The sequence below is a fragment of the Streptomyces sp. NPDC037410 genome (assembly GCF_055602235.1).
The window spans coordinates 120,697-134,416 of record NZ_JBVJWR010000016.1 but is presented as its reverse complement, the minus strand read 5'-3'; the positions used below and the strand labels follow the sequence as shown (position 1 = coordinate 134,416).

Annotated in this window: 12 protein-coding genes; 4 read left to right on the top strand and 8 right to left on the bottom strand. The window is 69.7% G+C overall.

Going from position 1 to position 13,720, the window contains the following annotated elements; translation table 11 throughout:
* Positions 1-69: 69 nt before the first annotated feature.
* The 4 genes from ACZ7HT_RS25655 to ACZ7HT_RS25640 all read right to left on the bottom strand — a co-directional run bounded on the left by ACZ7HT_RS25655 (position 70) and on the right by ACZ7HT_RS25640 (position 3,136).
* Positions 70-414: an ArsR/SmtB family transcription factor gene (locus tag ACZ7HT_RS25655; RefSeq protein WP_471170357.1), complete on the bottom strand. Its 345-nt coding sequence runs from the start codon at positions 412-414 to the stop codon at positions 70-72.
* Positions 415-565: 151 nt separating this feature from the next.
* Positions 566-958: an STAS domain-containing protein gene (locus ACZ7HT_RS25650; protein ID WP_471170171.1), complete on the bottom strand. Its 393-nt coding sequence runs from the start codon at positions 956-958 to the stop codon at positions 566-568.
* Positions 959-1,046: 88 nt separating this feature from the next.
* On the bottom strand, positions 1,047-2,705 hold the full coding sequence (locus ACZ7HT_RS25645) for a SulP family inorganic anion transporter (RefSeq protein WP_471170354.1): 1,659 nt from the start codon (positions 2,703-2,705) through the stop codon (positions 1,047-1,049).
* Between the two features lie 65 nt (positions 2,706-2,770).
* Positions 2,771-3,136 carry an ArsR/SmtB family transcription factor gene (locus tag ACZ7HT_RS25640; protein ID WP_471170168.1) on the bottom strand — a complete coding sequence of 122 codons (366 nt, stop codon included), beginning with the start codon at positions 3,134-3,136 and terminating at the stop codon, positions 2,771-2,773.
* Between the two features lie 352 nt (positions 3,137-3,488).
* Between ACZ7HT_RS25640 and ACZ7HT_RS25635 the strand changes: the two genes are divergently transcribed.
* Positions 3,489-5,030 (top strand): NCS1 family nucleobase:cation symporter-1, encoded by a 1,542-nt coding sequence (locus tag ACZ7HT_RS25635; RefSeq protein WP_471170165.1) that lies wholly within the window; start codon positions 3,489-3,491, stop codon positions 5,028-5,030.
* On the opposite strand, the gene ACZ7HT_RS25630 is transcribed toward ACZ7HT_RS25635, so the two are convergent.
* The 3 genes from ACZ7HT_RS25630 to ACZ7HT_RS25620 all read right to left on the bottom strand — a co-directional run bounded on the left by ACZ7HT_RS25630 (position 4,984) and on the right by ACZ7HT_RS25620 (position 8,659).
* Positions 4,984-5,796 carry a serine protease gene (locus ACZ7HT_RS25630; RefSeq protein WP_471170162.1) on the bottom strand — a complete coding sequence of 271 codons (813 nt, stop codon included), beginning with the start codon at positions 5,794-5,796 and terminating at the stop codon, positions 4,984-4,986. The two genes, ACZ7HT_RS25635 and ACZ7HT_RS25630, sit on opposite strands and share 47 nt — an antisense overlap.
* A gap of 183 nt (positions 5,797-5,979) precedes the next feature.
* On the bottom strand, positions 5,980-7,188 hold the full coding sequence (locus ACZ7HT_RS25625; protein ID WP_471170159.1) for an MDR family MFS transporter: 1,209 nt from the start codon (positions 7,186-7,188) through the stop codon (positions 5,980-5,982).
* Between the two features lie 184 nt (positions 7,189-7,372).
* Positions 7,373-8,659, bottom strand: a complete 1,287-nt coding sequence (locus ACZ7HT_RS25620) for an ATP-grasp domain-containing protein (protein WP_471170156.1) — start codon at positions 8,657-8,659, stop codon at positions 7,373-7,375.
* Positions 8,660-8,985: 326 nt separating this feature from the next.
* Between ACZ7HT_RS25620 and ACZ7HT_RS25615 the strand changes: the two genes are divergently transcribed.
* Entirely contained in the window at positions 8,986-10,038 is a 1,053-nt protein-coding gene (locus ACZ7HT_RS25615) for a D-alanine--D-alanine ligase family protein (protein ID WP_471170153.1), read from the top strand.
* 52 nt (positions 10,039-10,090) lie between these two features.
* Positions 10,091-10,993 carry a pyridoxal-phosphate dependent enzyme gene (locus ACZ7HT_RS25610; RefSeq protein WP_471170150.1) on the top strand — a complete coding sequence of 301 codons (903 nt, stop codon included), beginning with the start codon at positions 10,091-10,093 and terminating at the stop codon, positions 10,991-10,993.
* A gap of 14 nt (positions 10,994-11,007) precedes the next feature.
* Here ACZ7HT_RS25610 and ACZ7HT_RS25605 read toward each other — a convergent pair whose 3' ends face one another.
* The gene (locus tag ACZ7HT_RS25605; RefSeq protein ID WP_471170147.1) at positions 11,008-11,637 is read right to left on the bottom strand and encodes a C39 family peptidase; all 630 of its coding nucleotides are present in this window, start codon (positions 11,635-11,637) and stop codon (positions 11,008-11,010) included.
* A 656-nt stretch (positions 11,638-12,293) separates the two neighbouring features.
* On the opposite strand from ACZ7HT_RS25605, the gene ACZ7HT_RS25600 reads away from it, so the two are divergent.
* Positions 12,294-13,526 (top strand): helix-turn-helix domain-containing protein, encoded by a 1,233-nt coding sequence (locus ACZ7HT_RS25600; RefSeq protein ID WP_471170144.1) that lies wholly within the window; start codon positions 12,294-12,296, stop codon positions 13,524-13,526.
* Positions 13,527-13,720: the final 194 nt, after the last annotated feature.

Below are 13,720 nucleotides of genomic sequence, written 5' to 3'. Positions count from 1 at the left end.
GCCGCCACCGTTCCCGTCGCTGTCCATCAGTGGGGCACGGTGGCGGCGAACGCCGGTCCAGGGCCGCCGTCAGGCGGGCGGCTTCGCCGCCGACGCCCGCAGGTCCGCGAGCAGTTCGGCCTGTCCGGCCAGCACGCCGGAGAGGATCGAACGCGCCACGGCGAGCAGCTCCGCGACCTGGGGGTCGGTCAACGAGTAGAAGACCGTGGCTCCCTCCCGCCGGGCGACGACCAGGTTCGCCCGGCGCAGCACCGCGAGCTGCTGCGAGAGGTGCGCCGGCTCGATGCCCAGCTGGGGCAGCATCTCGCTCACCGCGTGCTCGCGTTCACTCAGCAGCTCCAGGACGCGGATCCGCACCGGATGCCCCAGCGTCTTGAAGAACTCCGCCTTCAACTGGTAGAGCGGCGCACTCATCCGCACCGCCTCCACCGTGTCGATGCCGGGCTCCCCGTTCGATGCCATCTCTTCGTCATGGCCCTATCCTCGCGCCCTCACGACAACGTGATGACCTCGGTAATTGCCAACATTAGCAACTGCTGAAGATCGATATGCGGAATCCGGAAACCTACGCCCGCGTGCTGGGCCAGTCGTCGCTGCGCCACTCCCGCTGATGCGCGCCCCCGCTCCGGTGCGCGGCCAGGGCGGAGGGCAGGTCGCAGTGGACGGGGATGGCCGGATGGTCCCCGGTCGGCACGAGGGAGCCGTCCGCCGGGATCGCCGCGAGCTCCATCGGCCGGCCCTCTTCGCGGAAGCGGCGGGCCGCCTCGGCGACCGCGAGCTGACCGCCCACCGACCAGCCGCGCAGGCCCGTCAGGTCCAGGACCACCGGCCCGGTCCCGCGGGCCAGCGCCCAGCCGACCGCGCCGCTGAAGCGGTCCACGGCCTCGGCCCCGAGGAACCCGGCCAGGGAGAGGACGCCGAGGTCCTTCTGGATGGTGTATCGCCACTCGATGGTCATCGCTGCCGCTCTCTCGTACTCAGGGGCTCGTTCTCGCAACCGGTGGCGGTGGGCCGTCCGCACCTTCGGGAGGGATGGGTGGGTGCCGTCACCGGGCGCTCTCCTTCTCGGCGCCCGGCCGAGGGCCGGGCAGCGGCGGCAGGAGCCCGGCGCCCTGGAGGTGGGCGCGGGCGCCGGCGATGGCCGCCGGGGTGGTGGCGTACTCCCGGCCCTCGAACCGCAGCAGGTCGAGGGCGCCGACGGAGTCGAGGACCTGGCGCTGGCCGGGCCGTATCCCCGAGGTCATGACGGCGATGCCCCGCCGGTTCAGCTTCTCGACGGCGTCCTTGAGGACGAGCGCACCGGTCGCGTCCATCGTGGTGACCCGGGACATCCGCAGGATGACGACCCGGACGTCCGCGACTTCGGAGAGTTCGAGCAGGAAGCGGTGGGCCGCGGCGAAGAAGAGGGGGCCGTCGATGCGGTACGCCACGATGTGCTCGGCGAGGAGCGCGTGCTCCTCCTCGCTGTGCTCCCCGGGCAGGTCGGCACGGAAGTCCACCTGGTCCATCCGCGCCTGCTTGGCCACGGCCCGCAGCGCGAGGGCGCCCGCGACGGCGAGGCCGATGATCACCGCGTACACGAGGTCGAGCGCGAGCGTGGCGACCGCGGTCAGGACCAGGACGACGGCGTCCGAGCGGGTGGCCCGGGCCATCGCCCGCAGGGACCCGACCTCGACCATGCGGATCGCGGTGGCAAGGAGCACGCCGGCGAGGGCCGCGAGCGGGATCTTCGACACCAGCGGCGCCGCGGCGAACACGATCACGGCCAGGACGGCGGCGTGGGTGAGCGCGGCCAGGCGGGAGGAGGCGCCCGAGCGGACGTTCACCGCCGTACGGGCGATGGCGCCGGTCGCGGGGACACCGCCGAACAGCGGGGCCACGAGGTTGGCCAGACCCTGACCGAACAGCTCCCGGTCCGGGTCGTGCTTCTGCCCCACCGTCATGCCGTCCGCGACCTGCGCGGAGAGCAGCGACTCAAGGGCGGCGAGCGCCGCCACGGCCACCGCCGGGGCGAGCAGCGACCCCAGGGCGGACAGGTCCAGGAAGCCGAGGGAGGGGGCCGGAAGCCCGGCGGGCAGCTCGCCGATGGGAGCGGCCGCGTCGAGGTCGAAGACCTGGGCCACGACCGTCGCGGCGATCACGGCCACGATCGAGAAGGGGACCGCCGGCCGGAGACGGGCGCCGACCAGCATGACGACGGCCACGCCGGCGGCGAGCGCCACGGCCGTCCAGTTCGGCGTCCGGACGAACTCCTCGACGGCCCGCCACGTCACGACGAGGACGCGCTCGCCCTCGGGCTTGGGCACGCCGAGGGCGTGGGGGATCTGCTGGAGGCCGATCACCAGCGCGATGCCGAGGGTGAAGCCCTCGATGACCGAGGCCGGGATGTACGCCATGTACCGGCCGGCGCGGGCGAGCGCGAGGCCGATCACGATCAGCCCGGCCAGCAGCCCGACGGTGAGCACACCGCTCGGCCCGTGCTGGGCCACGATCGGCACGAGGACCACCGTCATCGCGCCCGTGGGGCCCGAGACCTGGAGGTTCGAACCGCCGAAGAGGGCGGCGAGCGTCCCGGCGACGACGGCGGTCGCGAGCCCGGCCTCGGCACCCAGGCCGGAGGAGACGCCGAACCCGAGCGCGAGCGGCAGGGCGACGATGGCGACGGTGAGCCCGGCCAGCAGGTCCCGTCGCGGGTCGCGGGCCATGGCCGCGGCGTCGGCGCGGACGGGCAGGAGGGAACGGACCCGGGTCCAGACGCTGTGCACGGGGCTCACGAGGACGCGACCTCGGCTTCCCGGTCCGCTTCCTTCTCCGCTCCCAGCAGCTCGGCCAGGAGCTGGTTCTGTCCGGCGAGCATCTCGGTGAGGATCCGCCGGGCCGCCTGCATCAGCTCCGCGACGTCCCCGCCGGCCAGCGTGTAGACCACGGTGGACCCTTCACGGCTGGACGTGACGATCCCCGACCGCCGCAGGACGGCGAGCTGCTGCGACAGGGCCGAAGGCTCGACCGGGATGCGCGTGAGCAGCGCGCGCACCGCGAGCGGGCCGCCCTGGAGCAGCTCCAGGATCTGGATGCGTACCGGATGTCCGAGCATCCGGAAGAACTCGGCCTTCGCCTGATAGAGCGGAACCGGCACGGTCTCTCGTCTCTCCTCGCCTCACCGGCGGGAGTGCACCGGCCGGGTGGCTGTGCCCGCGGCTACCTGCGGGCACAGCCACACCATCATGTGATGAATTGCCGAATTTCGCAATTGCTGGCTCTGCTGACGGCCTGGCCCGGGTCACGAGGAATTCCGACGGGTTGAGCCGGTACGGGACTCGGTGGACCGCCGATCCCGGATCCGGAGCTCCGTCGAGCCGCCGCCCATTCGCGGCATTTCCGTCACGACATCCCTTGACGCCCCTGCCCGGCAGGACGAGACTCCGCACGGTCAAGAACCCCACGCCCCGCACGGCCTCGTTCCGTCCCCCGAACGAAGGGTTCCGTCCATGACCGCAACCGCACCCTCCGGAAGACCCGGCCCCTCCGCCGTCCACGACGCCCCTGTCGAATTCGCGTTCGGCACCGTCCCGGACGACCCCCGCTTCGTCAACGACGACCTGCTCCCCGTCCCCGTGGCCGACCGCCGCTGGACCACGTACAACTTCGCCGCCCTCTGGGTCGGCATGGCCCACAACATCCCCTCCTGGATGCTCGCCTCCGGTCTCGTCGCCCTCGGCATGGACTGGAAGCAGGCCGTCCTCACGATCGCCCTGGCCAACGTCGTCGTGCTGCTGCCGATGCTGCTCACCGGCCACGCGGGCCCCAAGCACGGCATCCCCTTCCCCGTCCTCGCCCGCGCCTCCTTCGGACTGCGCGGGGCCAACCTGCCCGCCCTCGTCCGGGCCGGCGTGGCCTGCGCCTGGTTCGGCATCCAGACCTGGATCGGCGGCCAGGGCGTCTTCGTGCTGCTCGACAAGGTCGCCGGCGGCGGCTGGGCGGACGCCGGGAAGGTCGCCGGCCAGCCATGGACGCTCTGGGCCTGCTTCGTCCTCTTCTGGGCACTCGAACTGGCCGTCATCTACCGGGGGATGGAGGCCCTACGCCGCTTCGAGAACTGGGCCGCGCCCTTCGTGATCGTCGGCGCGCTCGCCCTCCTCGTCTGGATCACGGTCAAGGCGGGCGGCCTCGGTCCGCTCCTCGACCAGCCGTCGAAGCTGGGCTGGGGCACCGACTTCTGGTCCGTCTTCTTCCCCGCCCTCATGGGCATGATCGCCTTCTGGGCGACGCTCAGCCTCAACATCCCGGACTTCACACGCTTCGGCGCGGGCCAGCGCTCCCAGGTCCTCGGCCAGACCCTCGGCCTCCCGACCACGATGACCCTCTTCGCGCTGCTCTCGGTGCTCGTCACCTCCGGCTCGCAGGCCGTGTACGGGGCGCCCGTCTGGGACCCGGTGGCGCTCGCCGCCAAGACCGACAACGTCTTCGGCCTGCTCTTCGCCCTGGTGACCGTCCTGGTCGCCACGCTGTCGGTGAACCTCGCGGCGAACGTCGTCTCCCCGGCGTACGACCTCGCCAACCTCGCCCCGAGGCTGGTCACCTTCCGTACGGGCGCGCTGATCACCGGCGTCGTCGGCGTGCTCATCATGCCGTGGAAGCTCACCGCCACCCCCGAGCTGTACATCTTCACCTGGCTCGGCCTGGTCGGCGGCCTCCTCGGCACGGTCGCGGGCATCCTCATCGCCGACTACTGGCTCGTCCGCCGGACCGTCCTCGACCTCGAAGGGCTCTACCGGGCCGACGGCCCGTACTGGTACCGGGGCGGCTGGAACCCGGCGGCCGTCCTCGCCTTCGCGGTCGGCGGCGTCCTCGCCGTCGGCGGCTCCCACTCGGCGCCGGGCACGGGCCCGTTCCCCGCGAACGGCCTGATCCCCTTCCTCAAGCCGCTCGCCGACTACGGCTGGGCCGTGGGCCTCGCGGCCGCGCTGCTCCTTTACACCGCCCTCATGAGGCGCGGGACGGCGTCCCGGCCGTCCTCCCGATCCAGCTGAGATAGGACCAGACGCGGGTGTTCACGGCGGGGGTGTCGGTCGCGCACCCCTTCCCGTACGAGACCAGACCGATCAGGTACGGCGTCCCCGCGATCGTGTGGACCAGCGGGCCGCCGGAGTCGTACTGGCAGGTGTCCCGGCCCGGCGCGTACGTGCACAGCTGGGCGGCGGTGACTCCGGGCATGCCCCGGGTCCCGCACGCCGGGCTGCTCATGGTGCCGAGGACGACGGTCCGCAGGACGTCGGAGGTACGGCCCCCGAAGGAGGTGGTGCCCCAGCCGGGGGCCTCGACCTGCGTGTGGTCGAAGGTGCCGTGGGCGTAGCGGACGGGCAGGGCGACCGGCCGCACGTCCCGGTTGAACACGACGGGCTCGGCCAGCCGGACCAGGGCGATGTCGTCGCGCTGGGTGGCGGGGTCGTAGCCGGGGTGCGTGAGGAAGGCGGCCGGGCTCGCGAGCACCGCGTGCGGGCTGTCGTCGCCGCGCGTCAGGTCGTGGTCGCCGAGGAGCACGCCCACGCGTGCGGTGTCGCTGTACGAGCCGGTCAGGCAGTGCGCGGCGGTGAGCACGTACCGGTCGTCGATCAGCGCGCCGCCGCACATCACCCGGCGCTCCGTCAGATCCACGAGCCCCACCATGAACGGGTACTGATGGGGCCGCGCCTCCCGGCCGCCGACGACCGCCTGCGCGGGCGGCGCGATCCCGAGCGGGGACACCGCCATCACCGCACCCGCGACCGCCGCCATGAGCTTCCGCACCCGTGCCACCTGATCTCCGCCCTGTCTGTGCGGAGACGTTTCCGCACACCCGTCCCGGCCTGCGTGGGCATCAACGACGGGGCCGCGCACGAGTCACCCTGCCGCCCGCGGCGGGCGCGGGTGCGCGGGGGCCGGCCGGGGGCGCCGCCCCGCCGGCCGCGAGCCGCACACGGCCAGCCCGACGCCGAAGGCTCAGCCCGCCGCCTCCGCGAGGCGGATCACCGCCGACCGCGCCCTGATCTTCGGAATCAGCAGCCACTGGCCGACCGCCGCACCGAGACACAGGAGCACACACACCGCCCAGAGCCCCCCGGCCCGCCACTGCAAGAGCCACGTTCCCATGAGGGGGGCGGCGAGCGCGGCCGTGGACCAGGTCATGCCGTAGAGGCCGTAGTACCGTCCGCGCAGCGGGGCGGGTGCGAGGGACGCGATGACGGCCTGGTTCACGGAGCTCACGGCCACTTCTCCCAGCGTCCAGACGGCCACGGTGGCGGCGTACCCGACGGGGGTGGACACCAGTGCCGTCGCGCCGTACCCGATCCCGAGGACGAGGATGCCGCCGATGAGTACGTGGCTGTGGTCCAGACGGGAGAGCAGCGGGCTCGCCACGGGCTGGATCGCGATGATGACGACCGCGTTGGTGGCCATCACGTAGCCGAAGGTCGAGGGCGCGATGCCGTCGATCCTCATGGCCAGGGGAAGCGTCGACAGGGCCTGGCAGAAGACGACTCCGTAGGCGAACCAGGATCCGAGGTAGGCCAGCATCAGCCGATCCCTCGCGACGTCCAGATAACTGCCGGACGGGGTATCCGCATCGGCCGGCCGCAGGGGACTCGCCGTCGGCCTTCCCATGAACCACACCAGGAGACCGGCGATCACACAGGCGGCGGAGTTGACCCAGAAGAGCAGGGTGAAGCCGTGGCGGACGAGCGACCCGCCGAAGACCATGGAGATCGCGTAACCGAGGTTGACGGCCCAGTACAACAGGCCGAAGGCCTTCGGCCGGTCGGCCGGGGTGTAGTGGGCGGCGATCATGGAGGCCGAAGCGGGTCGGTGCATCTCCGCCGCCAGGCCGACGAGGAAGGCGAACAGGGCGATCAGGGCCACCTGGTCCACCGCTCCCAGCAGGAACAGGAAGACTCCCGTTCCGCTCATCCCCAGCGTCATGGTGGCCCGGTAGCCGATGCGGTCGACCAGCAGCCCGCCGGACAGCTGCGAGATGATCCCGCCGAAGCCGGAGGCGGCGAGCACCGCACCGACGACGGAGAGCGAGACGTTCCGGTCCTGTGTCAGGTAGTAGCTCAGATAGGGGATCACCATGGATCCCAGCTGATTGGTGAGGGTGGCACCCCAGACCACCCAGAACTGGCCGGTGAGGGCACCGGTCCACTTCCGCCACACGCCGCTGCCCTGGACGGACCGTGCGGAGGTTTCCCGGCTGTCCGCTGCAAGCTCGTCTTGCGGATTCGGATTCGGATTCGGATTCGTCATGTGTCACGCTTTCCGCCGGACAGCGACTTCCGGCCTGTACCTTCCCGAAAACCGCCGCGCCGGTGACACGGTGAGCACCGCGTCACCAGCGGAATCAGTCGGAGACGTAAGTGAAGGCCTGGTCCGAGGCCAGGTAGTCGGCCAGGTCGAGGAGCGCGTCCGGCGATTCGGATGCCGCGATGACGCGGGCCAGTTTGCCGCCCGACGTTCCCCGCGCCCAGTCCGGTCGGTCTCCCACCCCGTAGAACAGTTCGGCCTCGACGACCTCGTCGAAGGCCGTCAACTGGTCGACGGTCGGCACCTGGGCGAGCGTGACGTCCCTGGCAGGCGACTGCGGGACGTACAGGGAACTCGAGCGCAGTCGGGGGCCCATCGGTGCGAGGGGGCGCCCGGTGGCGATATCGGCCATCGCGGTCACGACGTCGTAGTCGAAGCTGAGCTGGAGCATCTCGATGGCGCCTCCCCCCAGCCGGCTGTTGACCTCGATGATCCGCGGTCCGGCCGCCGTGAGCATGACTTCCGTGTGCACCATGGAGTTCCTGATGCCCAGGGCGTGGACGGCCTGCGTGGCGCACTCCAGGATCGCGTCGATCCGATGCCGGGGGAGGCTGGAGGGGAAGACGTTGCCGTTCTCGCGGAAGGGTTCCGACAGAGGGAGCTTGTCGGTCACGGCGCAATGCGTCACCGAGCCGTTCTGTACCAGCGACTCGACGCTGACGTAGGGCGCGTAACGGGCGTCGTCGTGCCACCGCTCGCCGATCAGCATCTCCTCCAGCACGAAGTGCACCGAGCCGTCCCCGCGTGGATCCGCCGTGTAGCGGGACGTCGCCATGTCCCACAACCCGGGCAGGTCGACGCCCTCCGTGACGGGGTAGGTGGCCATGCTGCCGACGCCGGCCGACGGCTTGAGGACAGCGGGCAGGCCCACCTCGGCCACCGCCCTCACCAGATCGGGCAGCGAGAGCACGGAAGCGAACCTCGGCACCGGGACTCCGCCCTTGGCCAGCGCGGTGCGCTGCTCCTCCTTGCTCCTCAGGGCGGGCAGGGATTCGGGTGAGTTCGCCGGCAGCCCCAGTTCGAGGGCCGCCGCATGGGTCTCCGTCACGACCAGCTCGCTGAACCCGAGAATTCCCTCCGGACGCCACTTCCGGGAGAACTCCAGAACGGCACCCACGGCATCATCGCCGCCCAGGAGGGGCGAATGGGCGCAGAACTGACTGAGCGTCCGGGCGTGCGACGCGTCCTTCTCGGCATCCCCTGTGGGGGCCCACAGGATGTGGACCTCGAAGTTCTCGGTGAGTTTCGGCAGGTACCACGCCGGGGGAGGCGGGCCCGGACCGTCGAGGAAGACGAGCCTGGGCAGATTCTTCTCACGGGTCACGCGCAACTCCTCATGAACGGAGGGGGCTTGGTGCTACCGGCGAGCAACCTACGAGCGACCGCACACCTAGTCAACATCGCAGTCACATTCATGACTCCGCGCTGTGCGGCGAAAGGGTCGTAGTTGTGCCTATTTAGGCCAAGGGATGCGCCTAGTTGCTTCGTTGGAAGCCTCGCTCGCGGGGGTGAGGGGTAGGTTCTCAGCCCAGGTTGTCAACTATCAGTCAAATTGCTGACGCATGCATTGACTCCCTTGTCTGGGCCTACCTAGCTTGAGCGTCGCAGTCCTGTAGGACTCCACTCCATCCATCAATCCCGGGGCGTTTCATGTCCTTGAACATCACCCTTCTTGTTGGCGGCCGGAGCACCGAGCACGATGCATCCCTGCACGGCTATCACCATGTACTGCACGAACTGCTCAAAGAGCCGAACCGCGTCGTGGTCGACTCCGTCTTCTATGTCGGCCGCACCGGTACGGTCCACTTCTTCGGCGGCGGACCCTGGCCCGAGGACGAGAACGCGCTCCGCGCGGGGGAGGTCTTGTCGCTGGGCGCTGCCATCGAACGGCTCAGGTCGGGCGGCGCGTTCGTGTTCTCCCTGCTGCACGGGAACGAAGGCGAGGACGGCGGCTGGCAGGGCCTGGCCGAAGTCGCGGGGATCCGGGGGAACTTCGGCCCCGTACTCGCCTCGGCCCTGGGCATGGACAAGTACCTCCAGGCCGCCGTGGCGACCGCTCTGCTGCCGGGATTGCGCGCTCCGCGCTCCGTTCTGGTCCGCGCGGACTCGTTCGACGCACAGCGCGTCCTGCGGGAGATCGGGCCTGGTCGCGTCGTCGTCAAACCCAACCGCATGGGCGCTTCGCTGCTCACCACGTGCCTGAACGATCCGGACGAACAGGAGCTGGCGAAGGCGGTCGCGGAGGCCGCGCCGTACGACGACCAGGTGCTGGTGCAGGAGTTCGTCAGCGGCCGCGAGTACTCCTGCAGCGTGTACCGGGAGGACGGACGCCTCGTCGACCTTCCGGTGGCGGAGGTGGTGTCGCAGGGTTTCTTCGGTCACGAGGAGAAGCACGTCAAGGGGCGTGCGCGTATCGAACTGTGTGCCGAGGACCCGACCACCAAGACCATCCGCGAGTACGCGCACGCGCTGTTCGAAGCCACCGAGGTGGCGACCTTCGCGCGCTGCGACTTCCTGGTCAGGGACGACGACGTCTACTTCCTGGAGATCAACACCCTGCCCGGTCTGATGTCCGGCAGCATCTTCCCGATGGCGCTCGCGGCAAGCGGCCGGACCGTCACCGACCTCGTCATCGCCGCGTCCGGGGACTTCGACTCCCGTCCCGCACGCGACAAGGTCAAGGAATACGACATCAGTCACTGACCGGGCGATGGAGTGAACGCACGCATGTGGTCACGACACTGATGGGACAGTCATGTCAGTACAACTGAAGGAACGACTCCAGCCGATTCGCACCCGCGTCGTCCGGCTCCAGCCGCACGGCTGGCGGGGCATCCTGGTCAAGGATGAGACCGCCCAGATATCCGGGGCGTTCAAGTACCGGGGCAACTCCCACAAAGTGGCGGGGTTACCGGCCGGAAGCACACTGGTCACGGCCTCCACCGGGAACCACGCGTCCGGTCTGGCGGCGGCGGCCTCGGCCCGCGGCCTACCCCTTCGGGTGTTCGTTCCGCGAACGACTCCGCTGGCCAAGCGGCAGAGGATCACCGGAGCCGGCGCCGAGGTCGTCCTCGTGGAGGGCGGCTACGACGACTGCGAGGTCCTCGCGCGCAGGTACGCGGACGAGAGCGCCGCGATCTTCGTGCACAGCTTCGACGATCCCGACGTCATCGAGGGCCATCGAAGCCTCTACCGGGAGGTGCGTGAGGAGGCCGGCCTGCCCGACGCCGCGTTCGTGCCCGTGGGCGGGGGCGGCCTGGTGGCGGCGGGCATCGCCGAGTGGGGCGACACCGCCACCAGGATCGTGGGCGTCGAGTACCAGGGCGCACCGGCGATGCGGATGTCACTGCGGGCGGGGCGCCGGATCGCTCTGGACTCTGCGCAGGGCCTGCCGGAAGGGCTCCTGGTCCGGCGGATCGGCGCCCGGTCCTTCCAGGCCTGCCGGGAGTACGGCCTGGAGGTACACACCGTCGACGACGTGGAACTGCACCGGGCGATGCGCATCCTGTGGGCCGAGGCCGGTATCCGGGCCGAGGGAGCGGGCGCGGCGGCGTTCGCGGCCGCACTGCGGAATCCCGATCCCCACAAGGTGGCACTCTGCGTGGTCTCCGGTGGCAACATCGACGATGAGACCTGGAGCGACTGCATCCTCGGCTGAGCCGGGCCCGGCCCCTACCGACCCGTGATCCCCAGGGTGACGCCCCGTTGCGCGAAGAACCGAGGCAGTGCCTGCCATGGCACCTCGGCGAAACGCTGCGATGCGCCAGGCAGGCCCGACGGGTTGTGGATCAGTAGGTGGCTGGGCGTGCAGCCGACGGCGAGGACCAGATGCCCACCGCGGCCGGGCGGCGTACCGTCCGGCTCGCGGATCGAGGGGTGGACGGAGAGCATGACCAGCTTGCCGTCTTCGAGGTGGTCCGGGATCTCCTCGATCGCCAGCGTCCCGTGGACTTCGGCCTCGATGTCCCACCGTCGCGCGGCGTGCGCGGCGAACGGAGCGTAGATGAGGCCGTCCACGCCGTCCTCACGGCGTACGTACGCGCCGGCGTCCAGGAACTCCCGGGCCAGGGTCATGAGATTCGGCGGGTTGAGGTTCCAGTAGGCGAGGGCCATGCGCAGGCAGGCCATGCCGCAGATACGCCAGGACCAGAAGGCGTATTCCTCGGCGGTATCCGCCCCCGAACTGCGCCATGAAGGATCATCCTCGGCCTTTGTGTGGCCGGAAAGCAGGTCCGGGACGAGCTCTGCGGATTCCCATTGCGCGTAATACGGCACGTCATGCCGGACTGAAATGTTCCTCATATTCCTTCCATGTGCCGGTCGCGCGCGGGAAATTCGCATGTCGAGCGCAGTGATTCAGGACGATAGCATGGCGTCCGGCGTCTCCTGTCGGCACGGGCCGATCAAGCCACCCCTCCAAACAAGTCGACGACTTTCGGCCACTTCCCTTGTCTGCCTGACGCGCACGCAAAGGAAATGCCATGAGGGCGTGAGGATATGCATCAGCGCGGACGTGGGGGGCGTTACCGGGCCCGGGTCGCCATGACCCCGACCGACCCCATTGCTGACATATGTCAGTATTTCGCTCCATCCTCTGCGAAGAGTCCATCGTTCAGTCGGTACGAGTCATGGACGGGGCATGAACTTGCCTCGTAACATGTCTGCACTTGACTCATTCGGAGAGTCAACGCTGTCGAACCGTGTCCACTGGCGCATCAGCTGCTCCGCTTCGGCCCACAAGGCAACCATCGGAGTGAGATCGGCAGTCATCGAGCACACGCATTCCGCTCCGGCCACCCGATTACGGCCACTCGATCTCGACGGGCATCAGGGACATCTCTTCGATGCCGGCAGTAGCGCCGCTGTCGCCGATCATCACGTGAGCGGCGAGTTGCATAGGTGTGAACTTTCGAACGCTGCGGGGCATGTGACTCTCCTATCGGATCAGAGGACGTTGCATGGAGATCGAGCAGCCTTCCTTCGGGCGGCGGCTGAGAAGACTTCGTCTCGAAAGCGGACTGACGCAGGGGGATCTGGCCGGTGGGCCGGTCTCCACGAGCTATGTCTCGCGCATCGAAAGCGGTAGTCGCCTGCCGTCCGAAGAGACCCTTCGCCACCTGGCCGGGAAACTCGGACTCCGCGTCGCCGAACTGGTGGCGAGTGACGGCGTCCAGGACTCCTGGGGCGCCACCATGGCCGAGGTCTCCACGGCTCTGGCGGACAAGGACCTGTCCAGGGTCATGGACTTGCTGGAGTCGCGCTGCGGACAACCGGCGCGGCTTCCGGAGGACTGGGCCTGGCAGGCGCTATGGGCCCGCTCCCTCGCCCGCTCCGAGAAGGACCCCGTCGGCCGACGCGAGGATCTGCGTCAGTTGGTCGTTCTCACCAGGAATTGGGACTCTCCCTGTCTGCTCGGCCGGCTGCTTGCCGAGCTTTCCGGGGCGGAACGCAAGCTGGGGGGCATCGCCGAAGCCCGGACCGCCGCCCAGGAGGCGCTTTCCCTGGTCGACGCGTTTCCCTCCGGTGCCCATGCCCTCAAGGTGAGCGTCCGCCTGGCCCTGATCGCCGCGGAAACCGAGGCCGGCCTGCTGGCGCAGGCCGCCGCACGCGTTCCCGACGTCCTGCACATGGCAGCCGACGCCCCCGCGGAGACCGCGGTCCAGGCGTACTGGACGTGCTCCGGTGTGAGAATCCGGCAGGGACTCTTCCAGGAAGGCAGGGAGCTGATCGCGCAGGCCTTGTCCGCCATGGACAGCCGACGCGACCTGCTCGGCTGGGCGCGCTTGAGGCTGGCCGCGGTGTCCCTCGAACTGCGGTGCCCCGAGCCTTCCTCCTCCGAGATCCAGACCTGGCTCCACGAGGTGGCCGATGCGTTCCGCTACGTGGGAGAACCCATCCATCACGCCGAACTCACGGCGGTATCGGCCCGTGTGCACCTCGTGGAAGGCCGGCCGGCCGACGCCCTGGCCGAGGCGGCAGCCGCGGAGGAGACGGGGCTGCTCACCTTCCACGACAGGTTGCGGACGAGGCTGCTGCGTGCCGAGGCCGCCATGAGACTGGGCCGGAGCCACGAGGGGGTTCGGCTGGCGCAGAGCGTCGCCGAGGAATCCGAAGGTGCCGGATACCTGGATCTGGCGGCGGAGGCGTGGAAGACGGTGGCGGTGTCCCGAACACTCCCGCCGGCTGTGTGAAGCACCCTGCCCCCCTTCCCTGGACAACCGATCTCCCATTCAACATATTGACTGCACTGTGAACTGAGAACAGTGAATCCAGTCAGTGAATCATGGCGGGAATTCTTCGCGGTCACCCCCGTGAAGTACCTGCCCACCTGGCGTGTCCCCGCCACGGTTCACTGTGTGTAAGGGGTGAAATCAGCCAAAGGGTG

Coding starts and splice junctions, on each gene's coding strand:
- ACZ7HT_RS25650 (WP_471170171.1), bottom strand. CDS start 958: ATGACCATCGAGTGGCGATACACCATCCAGAAGGACCTCGGCGTCCTC.
- ACZ7HT_RS25645 (WP_471170354.1), bottom strand. CDS start 2,705: ATGGCCCGCGACCCGCGACGGGACCTGCTGGCCGGGCTCACCGTCGCC.
- ACZ7HT_RS25635 (WP_471170165.1), top strand. CDS start 3,489: ATGACCGCAACCGCACCCTCCGGAAGACCCGGCCCCTCCGCCGTCCAC.
- ACZ7HT_RS25655 (WP_471170357.1), bottom strand. CDS start 414: ATGAGTGCGCCGCTCTACCAGTTGAAGGCGGAGTTCTTCAAGACGCTG.
- ACZ7HT_RS25600 (WP_471170144.1), top strand. CDS start 12,294: ATGGAGATCGAGCAGCCTTCCTTCGGGCGGCGGCTGAGAAGACTTCGT.
- ACZ7HT_RS25615 (WP_471170153.1), top strand. CDS start 8,986: ATGTCCTTGAACATCACCCTTCTTGTTGGCGGCCGGAGCACCGAGCAC.
- ACZ7HT_RS25605 (WP_471170147.1), bottom strand. CDS start 11,637: ATGAGGAACATTTCAGTCCGGCATGACGTGCCGTATTACGCGCAATGG.
- ACZ7HT_RS25610 (WP_471170150.1), top strand. CDS start 10,091: ATGTCAGTACAACTGAAGGAACGACTCCAGCCGATTCGCACCCGCGTC.